We start from the raw sequence: 17009 nt of genomic DNA on the forward strand, positions 1-17009 counted from the left end.
CACCAGACCGTATGCGCGGCCTCTTCCAGCATCTTTTCCTTGGAAATGAATCCGTTGAACAGGGGAATCCCGGCCATGGACAAAGCCGCCTGGGACGACCTGACCGCGGCCGACGGCATTGGCCCGGTCCTGGCGCTCTCGCTTTCCGATGCCTTTGCCAACGATCACGAACGCGCGGCCATCGACCGGCTGGTCGCCGAACTGACCGAGATCAGACCGCCCAAGGCGCGCGCCGCGGACAGTCCCGTCGCGGGCAAGACCGTTGTCTTCACCGGAAGCCTGGAAAAGATGACCCGCGCCGAGGCCAAGGCCCGCGCCGAGGCGCTGGGGGCCAAGGTCTCGGGCTCGGTCAGCGCCAAGACCGATTTGCTGGTGGCCGGGCCGGGGGCCGGGTCCAAGGCCAGCAAGGCCGCCGAACTGGGCATCGAGACGCTCGACGAGGATGGTTGGCTGTCGCTGATCGGCGAGGCATGAGCAGCCGCCCGGAAGTCCTGTTTCCGCTTTTCGCGGAGTTGACAACGCTCGACGGGGTCGGCCCGAAACTGGCCCAGCAACTGGCGACAGGCGGCATCGAAAAGCCGCGCGACATGGCCTTCACCTTGCCCTACAGCGGCGTGGATCGGTCGCGCCGCGCCAGCGTCCGCGATCTGGTTCCGCCGGCCCATTGCACGGTCGAGGTCGTGGTGGGCGAACATCGCCCGCCCGGCCAGCGCGGGCGGCCTTACCGTGTCATCGTCGAGGATGCGCAAACCAGTTTCCAGCTGGTGTTTTTCCATGCCCGTGGCGAGTACCTGCGGCGCATCCTGCCCAGCGGCCAGCGGCGGGTGATCTCGGGCAAGGTCGAATTGTTCGACGGCATAGCCCAGATGGTGCATCCCGACCACATCCTGCGCCCCGAAGAGGCCGAGCAGATCCCGCCTTTCGAGCCGGTCTATCCGCTGACCGGGTCGGTCACGCAGCGTGTGATGGCCAAGGCGATCCGCGCGGCCCTGGCCCATGCGCCGGACCTGCCCGAATGGATCGACCCGGCCATGCGCGCCCGCGAGGGCTGGCCCGACTGGCGCGCCGCCCTCGAAACCGCCCATGCGCCCCTGTCGGGGGCCGAACTGGCCACGACCTCGCCGGCGCGGCAACGGCTGGCCTATGACGAACTGATGGCGCATCAACTGACCCTGGCGCTGGCGCGGGCGACCCAGCGGCGCGGCAAGGGGCAGGTGACGCAGGGCGATGGCCGCCTGCGCGACAAGGTGCTGGCCGATCTGCCCTATGCGCCCACCGGTGCACAGACCCGCGCGGTCGCGGAGATCACTGCCGACATGGCCGCGCCCAAGCGCATGAACCGCCTGCTTCAGGGCGATGTCGGCGCGGGCAAGACGCTGGTGGCGCTGCTGGCGCTGCTCGCGGCGGTCGAGGCGGGCGGGCAGGGCGTCATGATGGCCCCCACGGAGATCCTCGCCCGCCAGCACATGGAGGGGCTGGCCCCGCTCGCCGGTGCGGCTGGCGTGCGGCTGGAACTGCTGATGGGCCGCGACAAGGGGGCGGAGCGGCGCGCGAAACTGGCCGCGCTGGCCTCGGGCGAGATCGGCCTGCTGGTGGGCACCCATGCGGTGTTTCAGCAGGATGTCGCGTTCCGCGACCTGCGGCTGGCCATCGTGGACGAACAGCACCGCTTTGGCGTTTCGCAGCGGATGCAGCTGGGCGCCAAGGGCGCTGCCGTCGACGTGCTGGTGATGACGGCTACGCCAATCCCGCGCAGCCTTGCGCTGGCGCAATACGGCGACATGGATGTCTCGGTTCTGGACGAGAAACCGCCCGGCCGCACGCCCGTCACCACGAGCGTGGTCAGCACCGGGCGCCTGGACGACGTGGTCGCGCATCTGCGCAAGGCCGTGGCCGAGGGGCGGCAGGCCTATTGGGTCTGCCCGCTGGTCGAGGAATCCGAGGTCAGCGAGCTGACCGCCGCCGAGGACCGGTTCAAGCGCCTGCGCGCGACGCTTGGCGAGGGTGTCGTCGGTCTGGTCCATGGCCGCATGGACCCGGCCGACAGGGATGCCGCCATGGCCCGGTTCGTGACCGGCGAGACGGGTGTTCTGGTGGCCACCACGGTGATCGAGGTGGGGGTCAACGTGCCCAATGCCTCGATCATGGTGATCGAGCGCGCCGAGAGCTTCGGCCTGGCCCAGCTGCACCAGTTGCGTGGCAGGGTGGGGCGCGGCGCGGCGCAGTCCACCTGCCTGCTGATGTATCAGCCGCCCCTGTCCGAGACCGGGCGGCGGCGCCTCGAGATCCTGCGCGAGACAGAGGATGGCTTTCGCATCTCCGAGGAAGACCTGGCCATGCGCGGGGCGGGCGACGTGATCGGCACCGCTCAGTCCGGGCTGCCGCGCTTTCGCATCGCGGATATCGAGCGGCAGTCGGCGCTCATGGCGCTGGCCCAGCAGGACGCGCGCAAACTGCTGGCAGACGACCCGGACCTGACCGGCCAGAGAGGGCAGGCGGCGCGTGTTCTGCTCTGGCTCATGGAGCAGGACCGGGCAATCCGTTTGATTTCAGTGGGTTAGCTTCGCAAATTTCTCTTTGTTCACGAATGTTCTTAAAAAGTTCTTGCATTAAGGCGCGGTGAATGAGAACAAAGGTGCAACAGGAGAACGGAAAGGAGTTGCCCCATGGCCAAGGAAATCAGACAGGCGATTGCCCGCTCGCGCGAGACGCTGGTGGCCGATGCCTTTGGCGCCGCCGCACTGATGGTCCTGCTGTTGGTGGCGCTGCACCTGCCCGCGCTTCTGTGATCTGCCGCGTGCCACGGTCCCGACGTTCTGCATCTGCTGTCCCACCACGGATGCACTGACGATTCGAAACTGCCTGTCCGCAGCGGCGTCCCGCGTCGCTTTTTCATCGCCCGGGATCTGCCTCTCCCGATTGCGACCGGACCCGGGGCACAGACCTGCCGCCGCGTTCCCCTGTCCCGGGGCGCGGCGGCTTTTCTTTTCGGGGGCATCTGTTGCGGAAATCGCGCCTGTCAGGCGCAGTCGGCCTCGCGCGCGGCCTTGAAGGCTTCCAGCGTCGCGTCCAGCGCCAGCAGGATCGAGGCGTGGCGATTCTTGTAGTCCCGCGCCGGTTGCAGCACCTCAAGCCCGTCGAAGGGTGCTGCGGGCGGGGGGCCATCCTGTTTCAGCATGGCGTGCAGCTCGTCACGGGTCTGTTGCACCTGGGGTTCGGTGCGCCCGATGACATTGCCCGCCACCACGGCGGCCGCGGCCTGGCCCAGGGCGCAGGCCTTCACGTCCTGGCCGTAGTCGGTAATCTTTCCATCCTCGAGCCGCAGGTCCACCGAGACGGTCGAGCCGCAGAGCGGCGAGCGTACCTTGCCCGTGCCATCGGGCGAGTCGAGCCGCCCGAGCCGCGGGATCTCGGCAGCCAGCCCGAGAATCCGGGTGGAGTAGAGCTTGATGAGGTCGGTTTCTGCGGTCATGCGGTTTGCTTTCGTCTGTCTTGCCCAATAAATAGGCTGGCCGATCCCAGATGCCAAAGGAAATTCGACATGGCCTTCGATCCCGCGAGTCTGACCTATGATTCTGACGGTCTGGTCCCCTGCATTGCCCAGGACGCCACGGATGGCGCGGTGCTGATGATGGCCTGGATGACCCGCGCGGCCGTCGAGAAGACCCTCGAGACCGGCCGCGTCACCTATTGGTCGCGCTCGCGCCAGACCTTCTGGGTCAAGGGCGAGAGCAGCGGCCATGTTCAGGAACTGGTGGACCTGCGCGTGGATTGCGACAGCGACTGCCTGCTGGCCGTGGTGCGCCAGACCGGCCCGGCCTGCCATACCAACCGGCGGTCATGTTTCTATACCTCGGTGATGGACTGGGAAGAACGCGAGCTGATGCGCCCGGTTGACGGCTAGGGGGCCTCCGGCAGGAATTTATCGGCCGAGTTGAAGCGCTGTCAGAGCGCTACGCGCTGACGGATATCGGAGGGGGTCGCGCCCGCGTCGCGGTAGCTGGCCAGGGCGCGCGAGGCGTCTATCTTGGCCAGTCGCGCGCCGGTCTCGTCTTGGATCAGTGCGTGGTGGTGATAGTGGGGCACCGGCCAGCCCATGAGCGCCTGTAGCGCCACATGCAGGAAGGTGGCGTGCCAGAGGTCGGCGCCGCGCACGACGTGGGTGACGCCCTGCGCCGCGTCGTCGACGGGGCAGGCCAGGTGATAGGCCGGATCGCCGCTGTCCTTGCGCCGCAGCACCGGGTCGCCGATCAGCCCGATCAGCTGGTCCGGGTCGGGCCGGTGCGTTCCGGGGTGCATGGGGCCGATCTCGGTGAAGGCGGGCAGGGGGCCGACGCGCGCCAGCGCCCGGGCAAGGTCGAGGCGCAGCGCGTCGCCGGGGCGGGCCTGCGTCATGGGGCGCGCGCGGCAGGTGCCGGGATAGACGAGCCCGTCCCAACCGGTGCGCGCGCCCGCCGCCTTGATGGCCGAGCGCGAACAGGAACAGGGGTAGAGCAGCCCGCGCGCCGCGAGATCGTCCAGCACGGCGGTGTAGTCGGCGAGGTGGTCGGATTGCCGCCGCACCGGCGTCGGCCAGTCCAGCCCCAGCCAGCGCAGGTCGGCGTGGATGGCGGCCTCGTACTCGGGGCGACAGCGGGTGCTGTCGGTATCCTCGATCCGCAACAGCGCCGTGCCGCCCATGTTGCGGGCCACCTGCCAGACGGTCAGCGCCGAATAGGCATGACCCAGATGCAGCCGCCCCGTGGGCGAGGGCGCGAAGCGGGTGATCATTCGCGGCGCAAAACGATCACGTCCGAGCCCATCTGCTTGGCCTCCAGATGGGGACCGTGTTCGCGCGACACGACGGTCACCTCTCCGGCGTCGACATGGCCCTGCAGCACGGCGTCATAGCTGCCGTTCTCGATCGTGGGGTCGTTGAAGGACATGGCCAGGATGCCGCCCGACGTCAGGTGCCCGATCAGCAAGCTGAGGGTCTCGGGCGGGGCCGCGCCGAGGCTGACCACCCCAACGGCGACCATCGCGTCATAGTGCCGGGGCAAGGCTGCGTCTGGTGCGCCGACCCAGAGCTTTTCGTAAATGCCCTTGTCGCGGGCGATCTCGACCATTTCGGCCACGACATCCGTGCCGTGCAGGTGGGCGAACCCGGCCCGCTGTAGGGCGGCGCCGGAAATCCCGGTGCCGCAGCCGAAATCGAGCACGGTGGTTTCCGGGGCCACGTGGCGGGCCAAGGCCGCGGTCAGCCGGTCCGGCGTGCGATAGTCGAAGGATTCAAGATCTGTATCGTAGGCCCCGGCCCAGTCGCGGTAGACGTCGATTGTCTCCTCGACGGGCCGCGGGGTCCAGAGGTTGGCGGGGGTTGAAGTGTCATCGGTCATGCAGCACAGGCTAGCCGCGGGGTCAGGCGGCGTCCAGTTCTGTGGCCGCCAGCCAGGCCTGCCAGTCGACCTTGGCGCGGTCGGTATAGGCGCGGTAGCGGTCCTTGCGGCCGCGACGGCCAGCCTTGAGCCCCTCGACCGGGGGGAACAGACCGAAATTGACGTTCATGGGCTGGAACGTCTTGGCCTCGGCCCCGCCGGTGATATGCGTGACCAGCGCGCCCATGGCGGTGGTCTGGGGCACTGGCGGCAGGCTTGCCCCGGTCATCTCGGCCACGGCCAGCCGCCCGGCCAGAAGGCCCATGGCCGCACTTTCGACATAGCCTTCGACCCCCGTGATCTGGCCCGCAAAGCGGATGTTTGGCCGCGACTTCAGGCGCATCTGGCCGTCCAGCAGGGTGGGCGAATTGAGGAAGGTGTTGCGGTGGATGCCACCCAGACGGGCGAATGTCGCATCCTGCAACCCGGGGATCATGCGGAACACATCCGTCTGTGCCCCATAGCGCATCTTGGTCTGGAAGCCGACCATATTATACAGCGTTCCCAGCGCGTTATCCCTGCGAAGTTGAACCACTGCATGAGGTTTCACCTCGGGCGCGTGGGGGTTGGTCAACCCGATGGGCTTCATCGGGCCGTGGCGCAGGGTCTCGCGGCCGCGTTCGGCCATGACCTCGATGGGCAGGCAGCCGTCGAAATAACCGGCGGTCTCGCCGTCCTTGAAGGCGGTCTTGTCGGCGGCCAGAAGCGCGTCGATGAAGGCCTCGTACTGGGCCCTGGTCATGGGGCAGTTGATGTAGGCCTTTTGCTCGACCTCGGTCTCGCCCTTGTCATAGCGCGATTGTTCCCAGGCCTGCCCCATGTCGATGGTCTCGGCATAGACGATGGGGGCGATGGCGTCGAAGAAGGCGAGCGCCTCGGCGCCGGTCTCGGCCCGGATCGCCTCGGCCAGCGGGCCCGAGGTCAGCGGGCCGGTGGCGATGATCCAGTGGCCGTCGTCGGGCAGGGTGTCGATCTCCTCGTAAGAGACCGAAATATTGGGATGCGCGGTCAACCTTGCGGTCACGGCTTCGGCGAAAGGGTCGCGATCCACGGCCAGCGCCCCGCCCGCGGGCAGCTTGTGCGCATCCGCCGTGGCCATGATGATCCCGCCGGCCTGGCGCATCTCCCAGTGCAGCAGGCCCACCGCGTTCTGCTGGTCGTCATCCGAGCGGAAGGAGTTGGAACAGACCATCTCGGCCAGGTGGCCGGTGCGGTGGGCGAAGGTCTCGACCTTGGGGCGCATCTCGTGGATGACCACGCGGCAGCCCGCGTTGGCGGCCTGCCAGGCCGCCTCGGACCCGGCCATGCCGCCGCCGACGATGTGAAGTGTCTGTGTCATGGCCGCTCAGATAGTGTTTTCACGGCCCGGGGAAAACCCCGGACCTCAGGTTTCGTCCGCGTCGGGCGTCGCCTCGTCCTCGCCCTGATCCGCGATCCAGGCCACCGAGACGACCTCTTCGCCCTTGCCGGTGTTGAAGACCTTGACGCCGCCCGCGCTGCGCGACCGGAACGAGATGCCCTCGACCGGCACCCGGATCGACTGGCCCTTGGAGGTGGCCAGCATGATCTGGTCGTCCATGTCCACGGGGAAGCAGGCGACGATCTCGCCGCCGCGCATGGTCTTTTCCCAGGCGGTGACCCCCTGTCCGCCGCGCCCGCGCACAGGGTAGTCGTGGCTGGAACTCAGCTTGCCCAGGCCCGCGGCGGTGATGGTCAGGATCAGGTCCTCGGCCGCCGACATCGCCGGATAGTCGATCTCGGCCGGGCCGCCCGGTGCGGCCTCGTCCTCGTCGGCCTCGGCCTCGTCGGTCAGCCCGGCCATGGCGCGGCGCATCTTGAGGTAAGTGGTGCGCTCCTCGCTCGTCGCCTCGAAATGGCGGATCACGGACATGGAGACGACCGTCGCGCCGGTGGGCAGGCGAATGCCGCGCACGCCGGTCGAGTCGCGCGACTGGAACACGCGCACATCCGTGGCCCGGAACCGGATCGCCCGGCCCGCGTCGGTGACGAGCATGACATCATCGTCCTCCGAGGCGATGCGCGCGGTCACCAGGCTGACGTCCTCTGGCAGTTTCATGGCGATCTTGCCGTTGGACTTCACATTGGTGAAATCCGACAGGCGGTTTCGGCGCACGTCGCCGGCACTGGTCGCAAAGACGATCTGCAGGTCCTTCCAGTCCTTTTCATCGCGGTCCACGGGCATGATCGCGGCGACGGAAACACCCGCGGGGATCGGCAGGATGTTGACGATGGCCTTGCCCTTGGAGGTGCGCCCGCCCTGCGGCAGGCGCCAGGTCTTGAGCTTGTAGACCATCCCGTCGGTGGTGAAGAACAACAGCTGGGTGTGGGTGTTGGCCACGAAGAGCGTGGTGACGACATCGTCTTCCTTGAGGCTGCCGCCCGAGAGGCCCTTGCCGCCCCGCTTCTGCGCGCGGAAATCGGCCAGCGCGGTGCGCTTGATGTAGCCGCCCTGGGTGACGGTGACGACCATGTCCTCGCGCTCGATCAGGTCCTCGTCGTCCATGTCGCCGGACCAGTCGGTGATCTGGGTGCGGCGCGGCACGGCGAACTGGTCGCGCACCTCGCGCAGCTCTTCGGCGATGATCGCCATGATCCGTTCGCGGCTGCCCAGGATCTCGAGGTAGTCCTTGATCTTGCCGGCCAGGTCCTCGAGCTCTTGCGTGACTTCCTGGACACCCAACTGCGTAAGGCGTTGCAGGCGCAGGTCCAGGATCGCGCGGGCCTGTGTTTCCGATAGGTTGTAAGTGCCGTCCTCGTTGACCGGATGCAGCGGATCGTCGATCAGGCGCAGGTATTCGACGATATCGCCGGCGGGCCAGCGCCGCTCCATCAGGCGGCGCCGCGCCTCGGGCGCATCGGCCGAGGACCGGATCGTCGCAACGACCTCGTCGACGTTGGACACGGCCACTGCCAGACCGCAGAGCACATGGCTGCGCTCGCGCGCCTTGCGCAGCAGGTAGGCCGTGCGCCGCGCCACAACATCCTCGCGGAAGTCAATGAAATAACTCAGGAACTTGCGCAGGGTCAGGGTTTCGGGCCGGCCGCCGTTCAGTGCGAGCATGTTGCAGCCGAAGGAGGTCTGCATGGGCGTGAAACGGTAGAGCTGGTTGAGCACGACCTCGGCGGTGGCGTCGCGCTTGAGCTCGACCACCACGCGCACGCCTGCGCGGTCGCTCTCGTCCTGGACATGGGCGATGCCCTCGATCTTGCGGTCGCGGGCGGCCTCGGCAATGCGGTCGATCATCGTCGCCTTGTTCACTTGGAAGGGGATTTCGTTGACGACGATCGCCCAGCGATCCTTGCGCAGTTCCTCGACCTGGGCCTTGGCACGCACCACGACCGAGCCACGCCCCTCAAGGTAGGCTTTGCGCGCGCCCGAGCGGCCCAGCATGATCCCGCCTGTCGGGAAGTCGGGGCCGGGAACATATTCGATCAGGTCTTCGGTGCTCAGGTCGGGGTTCTCGATCAGCGCCAGCGTGGCCTCGCAGACCTCGCCCAGATTGTGCGGCGGGATATTGGTGGCCATGCCCACGGCGATGCCGCCCGCGCCGTTGACCAGCATGTTGGGAAAGCGGGCCGGCAGGACCGTCGGCTCCTTGTCGCGGCCGTCGTAGTTGTCCTGGAAATCGACGGTGTCCTTGTCGATGTCGGCCAGCAGGGCGCCGGCCGGCTTGTCCATGCGCACCTCGGTATAGCGCATGGCCGCCGCGTTGTCGCCATCCATGGAGCCGAAGTTGCCCTGCCCATCGAGCAGTGGCAGCGACATGGAAAAGGGCTGCGCCATGCGCACCAACGCATCATAGATCGCCGAGTCGCCATGGGGGTGATAGGTGCCCATCACGTCGCCCACGGCGCGGGCGGACTTGCGATAGGGCTTGTCATGGGTGTTGCCGGCTTCGTGCATCGCGTAAAGAATGCGCCGGTGCACGGGCTTGAGACCGTCGCGCAGATCGGGGATCGCGCGGCTGACGATCACGCTCATGGCATAATCGAGGTAAGAGGCTTTCATCTCGTCCGAGATCGAGATGGACGGCCCGCTGTAGCCGGACCCTTCGGGCCGGTTTTCGTCTTCGTTCTCAGGGGGTTCGGGGGTGTCGCTCATGCTTTCCGCCTGTTGGTGCCGACCCAGGGCCCGGCACGTCTAGATATTGTTGGGGGCTGTATATCACCCCCGAGGGATGGGGTGCAATGGGCGCGGGACCAGCCCGCTGTCAGCCAGCGCCATGACCTGCTAACAAGCTGTTTTCGTTGACTTGTTAACGATTTCCGGCGTCACATGAATCACCATGTCGCAACGGAGCGGGAGATGACACAGGAAACCGAACTGATGCTGCGGGGCTACGGGCTGACCACGGCGGAGTTTTTCTACCGGATGCCGGACCATCCCAGGGTGCTCAATACCTTCATCTGGCAGGACTACGATCAGGCGCCGGACCATGACAGGCTGATGGGGTTCATCGACTTCTGGAAGGCCGAGATCGAGGGGCAGTTGCACTCGGTCCGGTTCACCCATCGCCGGCTGATCGCGCCGGGGGAATGGCGCAATGTTGTGGGCGAGATGACCTGTCACTAGGGTCCGCCGCGCACGACGGCGGGCGGGTTTTCCGGCATGACCTCAGCGGCGCGCAGCCAGAACCCAGACGGCGGCCAGCGCAAAAGAGATCAGCGCGTTGTAGCTGGCCATGGACAGCCCGAAGAGCGACCAGACCACATCGTCGCACATCACGACCGTCGCGATATCTGTCGATAGCAGGTCGTCGCCCAGTCCGCCGCCGGCGCCGCTGCAACTGGCGGGCCCCTCCCACCAGCCGCGCTCGACCCCGGCGTGATAGAGGCCGATGCCGCCTGTCGTGGCCGCGGCAAGCGCGCCCAGCAACAGCAATGGCGCGGCGGGACGCCAGATCAGCAGCGCAAGCGCCCCGATCGCGATGGCGGCAGCATGGGGCCAGCGTTGCCACAGGCACATCTCGCAGGGGGGGTAGCCGATCGCCTGGAACCCGAAGGCCCCGGCCAGAAGGGCAAAGGACCCGCCCGCGGCGAGAAAGGTCAGTTGGGTGCGCGTCATAGGTGGCTCACGAGATAGAAACCGCCAACCAGTAGGACACAGAAGGCGGCAAAGACAAGCCCAAGGCGGCGTTCGATGAAGTCGCGGATCGGGGCGCCGAACTGCCAAAGCAAGGCGGCGACGATGAAAAAGCGCAGCCCCCGCGCAAGGATCGAGGTCACGATGAAGGTGCCCAGCGGCATCGCCGTCCAGCCGGACATGATGGTGATGACCTTGTATGGAAAGGGTGTCAGCCCCGCGACCAGCACCGCCCAGAAGCCGACATCATTGAAACGCTGGTTGAACGCCGCCATGGAGTCGCCCTTGCCCAGCGCTTCGAGGACGGGCTGACCGATGGAGTCGTAGGCGAAGGCCCCGATGGCATAGCCCAGCATCCCGCCGAGCACCGAGGACACGAGGCAGACGCACGCGATCAGCCAGGCGCGACGCGGCGCGGCCAGGATCATCGGAATCATCAGCACATCCGGCGGGATCGGGAAGACGGAGCTTTCGATGAAGGACACCAGGGCCAGGACCCACAATGCGCGCGGGTGGTCGGCCATGGACATGGTCCAGTCGTAGAGGCGGCGGATCATGCGGCTGTCCGGGATGGCTGGGCTGGGTCGTGCGCCTTAGGCCATGGAACCCACGGGGGGTCAATAGCGCGCGGCGGCGGGGCCATGGTTTCTGCGTTGACCTCGCCCGGGCGCGGGGCTATCGACCATACCCGTGGCCGGTGTGGCGGAATGGTAGACGCAGGGGATTCAAAATCCCCCGATGGCAACATCGTGAGGGTTCGACTCCCTCCACCGGCACCAATGACTTGGCGGATTTCGGGCCGGTGACCGCGCTGCGCCCGGTCTAGAGCCAGGTTCCACAGTCTTGTCGTGTTACTGTTTCCGCTCTGACGCGACCACGGGCGCGGCGGGGCACGCGGAACCTACGTCCGGCTCCGGTGCCAGCGGACCCAGTCCTCGGGCGTGTCGAGGTCCAGCCGCGCGTTCTGACCGGGCAACGGAACAAGGTGACGTCTCTCGCCATACGCCGCGATGATGGTGCGCGCGCCCGCGTCGCCGGACAGGTGCGCGAACGCCGGTCTCAACGACGCGGCGAAGAGGACCGGATGGCCGGGCTGGCCTTCAGCCGTTGCCGCTTGCCAGATCAGCGCCCCGGGGGCCTGCGCCCGCGCCGCGATGACCCCGGCGATGTCGTCGCCGGTGATCGCGGGCATGTCGGCGGGCAGGATCAGCAGGTCGCGCTGGCGGGGGATCGCCGCCTCGCCCGCGCGCAGGCTGGCCGACATGCCGTCCTGCCAGTCGGGTACGGTCACGATCCGCGCCGCGCGGGGCACCACCCGCGCCCGCGGGTGGTGCGCACGGGGCAGGGTCACGATCACAGGGCCGTGGGGCAGGCACAGATCGACGCTCCGTTGCAGAAGCGCCACGCCATGAATTGGCTCCAGCAGCTTGTCGCGCCCGCCCATCCGGCTGGCGGCCCCGGCCGCGGGGATGAGGATCGCCGGTGTCACGCCCACCAGGGCGCCGCCGGTCGCGACGCCCCGCTGACCAAGGAATGATGCCCCGTGACCCCGATGTACTTGACCGGGCGCTGCGCTGTCGTCTCCATGCTTCCTCCGATGTTTGCGACATCAGCCTAGGCGCGCGGGCGCGGGCGCGGAAGCCCGGTTGCGACAGGAACTGTCGCGAAGTGGAAAGGAATCGGCCCGCCCGCCCCGCAGGTTGGCGGCCGAAGGAGAGATCACATGCGCACCCATGCAAGGGCCGTCGTCATCGGGGGCGGCGTCATCGGCTGCTCCATCCTCTACCACCTGACGCGTGCGGGCTGGACGGATGTTGTCCTGCTGGAACGCGACGAGTTGACCAGCGGGTCGACCTGGCACGCCGCCGCGAATATCCACGGGCTGCACGACAGCACGAACATCAGCCGCATCCAGCACTACACGATGCAGCTTTACAAGGATCTCGAGGCCGAGACGGGGCAGGGCTGCGGCGTGTTCCAGCCCGGGTCGCTCTACCTCGCGCAGACGGAAGACCGCGCGCACCAGTTGCGCCTGCAAGCGGCCAAGGCCCGCTACTATGGAATGAACTTCCACGAGGTCAGCCGCGACGAGGCCGAACGCCTGCACCCGCTGGTGGATTTCGACGGCGTGCGCTGCATCATGTACGAACCCGAGGGCGGCAATGTGGACCCTTCGGGCGTGACCAATGCCTATGCCATGGGCGCGCGGGCGGCGGGGGCCGAAATCCTGCGCTTCACCCCGGTCACGGCGACGGTGCAGCAACCCGACGGCGGCTGGATCGTCGAGACGCCGAACGGCAACATCCGGACCGACTGGGTCATCAATGCCGCGGGCCTCTGGGGCCGCGAGGTGGCCGGCCTGGCGGGGATCGAATTGCCCCTGCAACCCACCGAACACCAGTATTTCGTCACCGAGACCATGGCCGAGATCGCCGGGTTGGACCGGCGCCTGCCTTCCGTCGCCGACCGCGACGGCGAATACTATCTGCGCCAGGAAGGCCAGGGCCTGCTGATCGGCGCCTATGAGCGCGACGTGCGCTTCTGGGCGGAAGAGGGCACGCCGCTGGACTTCGCGCATGACCTGTTCCCCGACGACCTGGAGCGGATCGAGGACAACATGATGCGCGCCATCGACCGCGTCCCGGCGGTGGGCCAGGCGGGGATCAAGCGCGTCATCAACGGCCCGATGATCTGGTCGCCGGATGCCAATGTCCTGTTCGGCCCGCACCCGGACCTGCGCAACTACTTCTGCTGCAACGGCATCATTCCGGGCTTCAGCCAGTCCGGGGGCATGGGGCTGATGGCGGCCGACTGGATAACCAGTGGCGAAAGCCGCTATGACATGTTCGCCTGGGACGTGGCCCGGTTCGGCAAATGGGCGGAAAAGGCCTTTACCCGGGCGCGGGTCGCGGACCAGTATGCCCACCGCTTCGCGATCCATTTCCCCGGCGAGGAACGCGCGGCGGGCCGCCCGGTGCGGGTGCGCCCGGTCTACGAGACGCAGAAGGCGATGGGCGCGGTCTTCGGGTTGAATTATGGCTGGGAACATCCCGCCTATTTCGATGCCGACACGCCCGACAGCGCCGGCTTTACCCGCCAGCCCTGGTTCGACAGCGTCGGGCGCGAGGCGAAGATGCTCCGTGAAACCCTTGGCGTGATTGATATTTCCAACTTTGCGAAATACAGGGTCGCGGGGCCGGGGGCCGAGGGTTGGCTGGATGCCGTCTTTGCCAATCGGATGCCGCGCGAGGTTGGCCGGTCCTGCCTGACGCCCCTGATCGGGGTGCGCGGCGGCATCGCGGGGGATTTTACCGTCACCCGCATGGGCGATGAGGACTTCTGGGTCACCGGTTCTGGCATGGCCGAGCGGTATCACCAGAGGTTCTGGGCCATGGTGCCGCGGCCCGAGGGCACGACCTTCGAGGTGCTGGCCGAAGCCTGGTGCGGCTTCAACATCGCCGGACCTTTGGCGCGCAAGGCCCTGCAAAGCCTGACGAATACCTCTCTCAACACGGCGGACATGCCGTTCATGCGCTCGGCCTGGCTGGAGGTGGCGGGCGTAAGCTGCCTGGCGCTCCGCGTGTCCTTTACCGGCGATCTCGGCTGGGAACTGCACTGCCCGACCGAAGACCAGCCACAGCTATACGCGGCGCTTTTGGCGGCAGCCAAGGCCGCGGGCGGCGGGCCGGTCGGCAGCCGCGCGCTGATGTCGCTGCGGGTCGAAAAGGGTTATGGCAGTTGGGGCCGCGAATACAGCCCCGAATACTGGCCGCAGGAGGTGGGCCTCGACCGCCTGGTCAAGATGGACAAGGATTTCCTGAACAAGGCCGCTTACTTGCAGGTCAAGGATAATGCGCCGCGTGAAGAGTTGCGACTGGTCCACGTGCAGCAGGTGGACCGCGCAGATGCCAGTGGCGGCGAGCCGATCTTTCTGCCCGACGGCACGCCCGTGGGCCGCGTGACAAGCGGCACCTACGGGTATTCCGTGGGCATGTCTCTGGCGCTTGGCTACCTGTCCGGCGTGGCACCGGGGCAGGAGGTCGACGTCATGATCCTGGGCAAGCCCCATCGCGGCGTGGTGCTGGCCGAACCGCCCTTCGATCCGAAGGGCGACCGGCTGCGCGCATGAACACCGCGCGCCAAGCCGCTGAAATTATGGGATGATGCGCGTATACTTGGTGCCTTCCAGCGTCGCGCCCACGCGCAGACCGGCCTGCGCGAAGATCACGGCGATCACCGGCGCGAGCGAGGTCGTCGTCTCGGCCCGCAGGTTGCGGCCATCGGCCTTGACAGCGTATTCGGCATCGGCCCCCAGTGCCCAGCCGGGCGAGGTGCGGAAATCCATCAGCGCCTCCTCGGTCATGAAGAACAGCACATGGGAGTATTGCTGCGCGCCCACTTGCAACCCGGCGCTGCCGCCCGTGATGGCGTAATAATCGACGGTGCTGTCGCCGATCCGCAGCGCGCCGCGCCCGTAGGTGCCGCCAAGGCCGAAGCCGGCCTCGGTCACGAGCGGCATGACCAGCATGCCGGCGGCCTTTTCGGACAGGTCGCGCGTGCCGGGATAGGTGTCATACATGAAGGTCAGGGTGGTGTTCACGCGGGAGTCGATCCGGTCGGACCCGCGCGACCCGATCCCGTTGCCGCACGCGGCAAGCGTTGTGGTGGCCAATGCGCCAAGCGCGAAGCCGCGTCTGGAAAAAGTGCTCATGATGTCGCCTCGTGCCTGTCGGGCGGTATCCGCCTCGTTCTGCATCACAGTATAGGGAACCGGGGCCGGTCTGTCAGCACAAAGATGCCGCGGAACGGATCCGTGCGGGAGTCAGCCGCCCAGCACCTCTGCGGCTTCGGGTGCGAAATAGGTCAGCACGCCATCGCAGCCCGCGCGTTTGAAACAGATGAGGCTTTCCATCATGATCGCCTGTCCGTCGAGCCAGCCGTTCTGTGCCGCCGCCCGCAGCATCGCGTATTCGCCCGAGACCTGGTAGGCGAAGGTGGGCACGCCGAAGCGGTCTTTCACGCGCTGGCAGATGTCGAGATAGGGCATCCCCGGTTTCACCATGACCATGTCGGCGCCCTCGGACAGATCGCGGGCGACCAGCCGCAGCGCCTCTTCGGAATTGGCCGGGTCCATCTGATAGGTGGTCTTGTCGCCCTTGAGCGCGCCCGAGGCGCCCACCGCGTCGCGGAAGGGGCCGTAAAAGCCGCTGGCATATTTGGCCGTATAGGACAGGATCGTGACCTTCTGGTGGCCCTCGGCCTCCAGCGCCTGGCGGATGGCGCCCACCCGGCCATCCATCATGTCGGAGGGGCCGAGGATGTCGGCGCCCGCCTCGGCCTGGGCCAGGGCCATGCGCACAAGGGCGGCGACGGTTTCGTCGTTGACCACCTCGCCGTCGCGGACATAGCCGTCCTGGCCGTTGATATTGTAGGGGTCCAGCGCGATGTCGGTCATCACCGCCAGGCCCGGGGCGGCATCCTTGATGGCGCGGATCGCCTGGTTGGCGATGTTGTCGGGCGACCAGGCGACGGCGCAATCCTCGGTCCGGTCCTCGAGCGCGGTATAGGGAAAGACGCAGATGGCCGGGATGCCCAGCGCCTCGGCCTGGCGGGCGGCCCGGGCGACACGGTCCACCGTGCGGCGCACCACGCCGGGCATCGAGGGCACCGGGTCCTCGGCGTCACGCCCTGCCATCACGAAGACGGGCCAGATGAAATCGGCCGGTGTGAGGGCACTTTCGCGCACCATGGCGCGCAGGGCGGGCGTGGCACGCAGCCGGCGCGGCCGAGCGGCGGGAAATCGGGTCAGGGTCATGGTCTTGGCCTTTCAGTCACACCTGCGGGATCGCCCCGATATTTGCCTGGCTCAAGGCTGGGCATTGCCGGGGTGCACCGCTAGGTTGCCGCAAAACACAACAGGCTGCCATACCCCGTGAACTGGACAACCACCCTTTTCGAAGTCATCGACATGCGCTCGTTCTCGAACCTCTGGTTCTGGATCGGGCTGGCTGTCATCTGGACCGCGGCCAGCCATTGGGTGTTGGGGGTGCCTCATGACATGATCACCCGCGCCCGACGTCATGGGGGCAAGGCGCAGGACGATCTGGAGTTGCTGGTGCGTATCAACGTCGACCGGCTGCTGCATATCGCGAAGGTCTCGGGGCTGGTGCTGCTGGGCAGCCTGGCCTTCGTGCTGACCTCGCTTGCGATCCTCGCGTTCTGGTACGGCGTCGAGTTCGCGCAGGCGACGTTCCTGCTGGCGCTGCCGCTGTCGATCGTGGGCGCGCTCAGCCTGGCCGCGGCGCGCCGCATCGCGCGCGAACAGCCCGCCGGCGACGACCTGCACCGGCACCTGATCCGGCAGCGGGTCACGACCCAGGTGATCGGAATGATCTCGATCTTCGTCACCGCCATGTTCGGCATGTACCAGAACCTGGCCGTCAGCCCCGGCTTTTGATCATTGCGAATTGACACGACGCGGCAGCGGGGTA

General features: G+C 67.3%; 17 protein-coding genes and 1 tRNA gene. 8 read left to right on the forward strand and 10 right to left on the reverse strand.

Annotated features, from left to right (window positions below):
• The 3 genes from ACH107_RS02975 to ACH107_RS02985 all read left to right on the forward strand — a co-directional run.
• Positions 1-474: BRCT domain-containing protein (locus tag ACH107_RS02975; RefSeq protein WP_412504583.1), on the forward strand; the 474-nt coding region annotated here is incomplete at its 5' end.
• On the forward strand, positions 471-2561 hold the full coding sequence (recG, locus tag ACH107_RS02980; protein ID WP_412504584.1) for an ATP-dependent DNA helicase RecG: 2091 nt from the start codon (positions 471-473) through the stop codon (positions 2559-2561). The genes ACH107_RS02975 and recG, both read left to right, overlap by 4 nt.
• 105 nt (positions 2562-2666) lie before the next feature.
• The gene (locus tag ACH107_RS02985; protein ID WP_412504585.1) at positions 2667-2789 is read left to right on the forward strand and encodes a hypothetical protein; all 123 of its coding nucleotides are present in this window, start codon (positions 2667-2669) and stop codon (positions 2787-2789) included.
• 230 nt (positions 2790-3019) lie between these two features.
• Here ACH107_RS02985 and ACH107_RS02990 read toward each other — a convergent pair whose 3' ends face one another.
• Positions 3020-3472 carry an iron-sulfur cluster assembly scaffold protein gene (locus tag ACH107_RS02990; RefSeq protein ID WP_310691042.1) on the reverse strand — a complete coding sequence of 151 codons (453 nt, stop codon included), beginning with the start codon at positions 3470-3472 and terminating at the stop codon, positions 3020-3022.
• Between the two features lie 69 nt (positions 3473-3541).
• Between ACH107_RS02990 and hisI the strand changes: the two genes are divergently transcribed.
• Complete coding sequence (gene hisI / locus ACH107_RS02995) at positions 3542-3904, forward strand: phosphoribosyl-AMP cyclohydrolase (RefSeq protein ID WP_412504586.1); 363 nt, start codon at positions 3542-3544, stop codon at positions 3902-3904.
• Positions 3905-3945: 41 nt separating this feature from the next.
• On the opposite strand, the gene gluQRS is transcribed toward hisI, so the two are convergent.
• The 4 genes from gluQRS to gyrA are packed head-to-tail and all read right to left on the reverse strand — an operon-like array spanning position 3946 to position 9537.
• Positions 3946-4770 (reverse strand): tRNA glutamyl-Q(34) synthetase GluQRS, encoded by an 825-nt coding sequence (gluQRS, locus tag ACH107_RS03000; protein WP_310691040.1) that lies wholly within the window; start codon positions 4768-4770, stop codon positions 3946-3948.
• Positions 4767-5375 carry a class I SAM-dependent DNA methyltransferase gene (locus ACH107_RS03005; RefSeq protein ID WP_412504587.1) on the reverse strand — a complete coding sequence of 203 codons (609 nt, stop codon included), beginning with the start codon at positions 5373-5375 and terminating at the stop codon, positions 4767-4769. The genes gluQRS and ACH107_RS03005 overlap by 4 nt, the downstream gene beginning before the upstream one ends.
• 22 nt (positions 5376-5397) lie before the next feature.
• Positions 5398-6753, reverse strand: a complete 1356-nt coding sequence (gene trmFO, locus ACH107_RS03010) for a methylenetetrahydrofolate--tRNA-(uracil(54)-C(5))-methyltransferase (FADH(2)-oxidizing) TrmFO (RefSeq protein WP_412504588.1) — start codon at positions 6751-6753, stop codon at positions 5398-5400.
• Positions 6754-6798: 45 nt separating this feature from the next.
• Positions 6799-9537: a DNA gyrase subunit A gene (gyrA, locus tag ACH107_RS03015; protein ID WP_412504590.1), complete on the reverse strand. Its 2739-nt coding sequence runs from the start codon at positions 9535-9537 to the stop codon at positions 6799-6801.
• A gap of 204 nt (positions 9538-9741) precedes the next feature.
• Between gyrA and ACH107_RS03020 the strand changes: the two genes are divergently transcribed.
• Positions 9742-10008, forward strand: a complete 267-nt coding sequence (locus tag ACH107_RS03020; protein WP_412504591.1) for an usg protein — start codon at positions 9742-9744, stop codon at positions 10006-10008.
• 42 nt (positions 10009-10050) lie between these two features.
• Here the strand turns inward: ACH107_RS03020 and ACH107_RS03025 are convergent, their stop codons facing one another.
• On the reverse strand, positions 10051-10500 hold the full coding sequence (locus ACH107_RS03025; RefSeq protein WP_310691035.1) for a disulfide bond formation protein B: 450 nt from the start codon (positions 10498-10500) through the stop codon (positions 10051-10053).
• Positions 10497-11075, reverse strand: coding sequence for a YqaA family protein (locus ACH107_RS03030; protein ID WP_310691034.1), 579 nt, complete (start codon positions 11073-11075; stop codon positions 10497-10499). Before ACH107_RS03030 ends, ACH107_RS03025 begins: the two co-directional genes overlap by 4 nt.
• Before the next feature lie 136 nt (positions 11076-11211).
• Here ACH107_RS03030 and ACH107_RS03035 point away from each other — a divergent pair.
• A tRNA-Leu gene (locus tag ACH107_RS03035) sits at positions 11212-11297 on the forward strand.
• A 122-nt stretch (positions 11298-11419) separates the two neighbouring features.
• On the opposite strand, the gene ACH107_RS03040 is transcribed toward ACH107_RS03035, so the two are convergent.
• Complete coding sequence (locus ACH107_RS03040) at positions 11420-12013, reverse strand: nucleotidyltransferase family protein (RefSeq protein WP_310691755.1); 594 nt, start codon at positions 12011-12013, stop codon at positions 11420-11422.
• Between the two features lie 228 nt (positions 12014-12241).
• Between ACH107_RS03040 and ACH107_RS03045 the strand changes: the two genes are divergently transcribed.
• Positions 12242-14647 (forward strand): GcvT family protein, encoded by a 2406-nt coding sequence (locus tag ACH107_RS03045; RefSeq protein ID WP_412504592.1) that lies wholly within the window; start codon positions 12242-12244, stop codon positions 14645-14647.
• Positions 14648-14671: 24 nt separating this feature from the next.
• Here the strand turns inward: ACH107_RS03045 and ACH107_RS03050 are convergent, their stop codons facing one another.
• Both ACH107_RS03050 and hemB read right to left on the reverse strand, forming a co-directional pair.
• Complete coding sequence (locus ACH107_RS03050) at positions 14672-15229, reverse strand: YSC84-related protein (RefSeq protein WP_310691753.1); 558 nt, start codon at positions 15227-15229, stop codon at positions 14672-14674.
• A gap of 111 nt (positions 15230-15340) precedes the next feature.
• Entirely contained in the window at positions 15341-16333 is a 993-nt protein-coding gene (gene hemB, locus ACH107_RS03055) for a porphobilinogen synthase (RefSeq protein ID WP_412504593.1), read from the reverse strand.
• A gap of 117 nt (positions 16334-16450) precedes the next feature.
• On the opposite strand from hemB, the gene ACH107_RS03060 reads away from it, so the two are divergent.
• Positions 16451-16975, forward strand: a complete 525-nt coding sequence (locus ACH107_RS03060) for a component of SufBCD complex (RefSeq protein ID WP_412504594.1) — start codon at positions 16451-16453, stop codon at positions 16973-16975.
• Positions 16976-17009: the final 34 nt, after the last annotated feature.

The sequence above is a fragment of the Roseovarius halophilus (ex Wu et al. 2025) genome, from assembly GCF_047086965.1.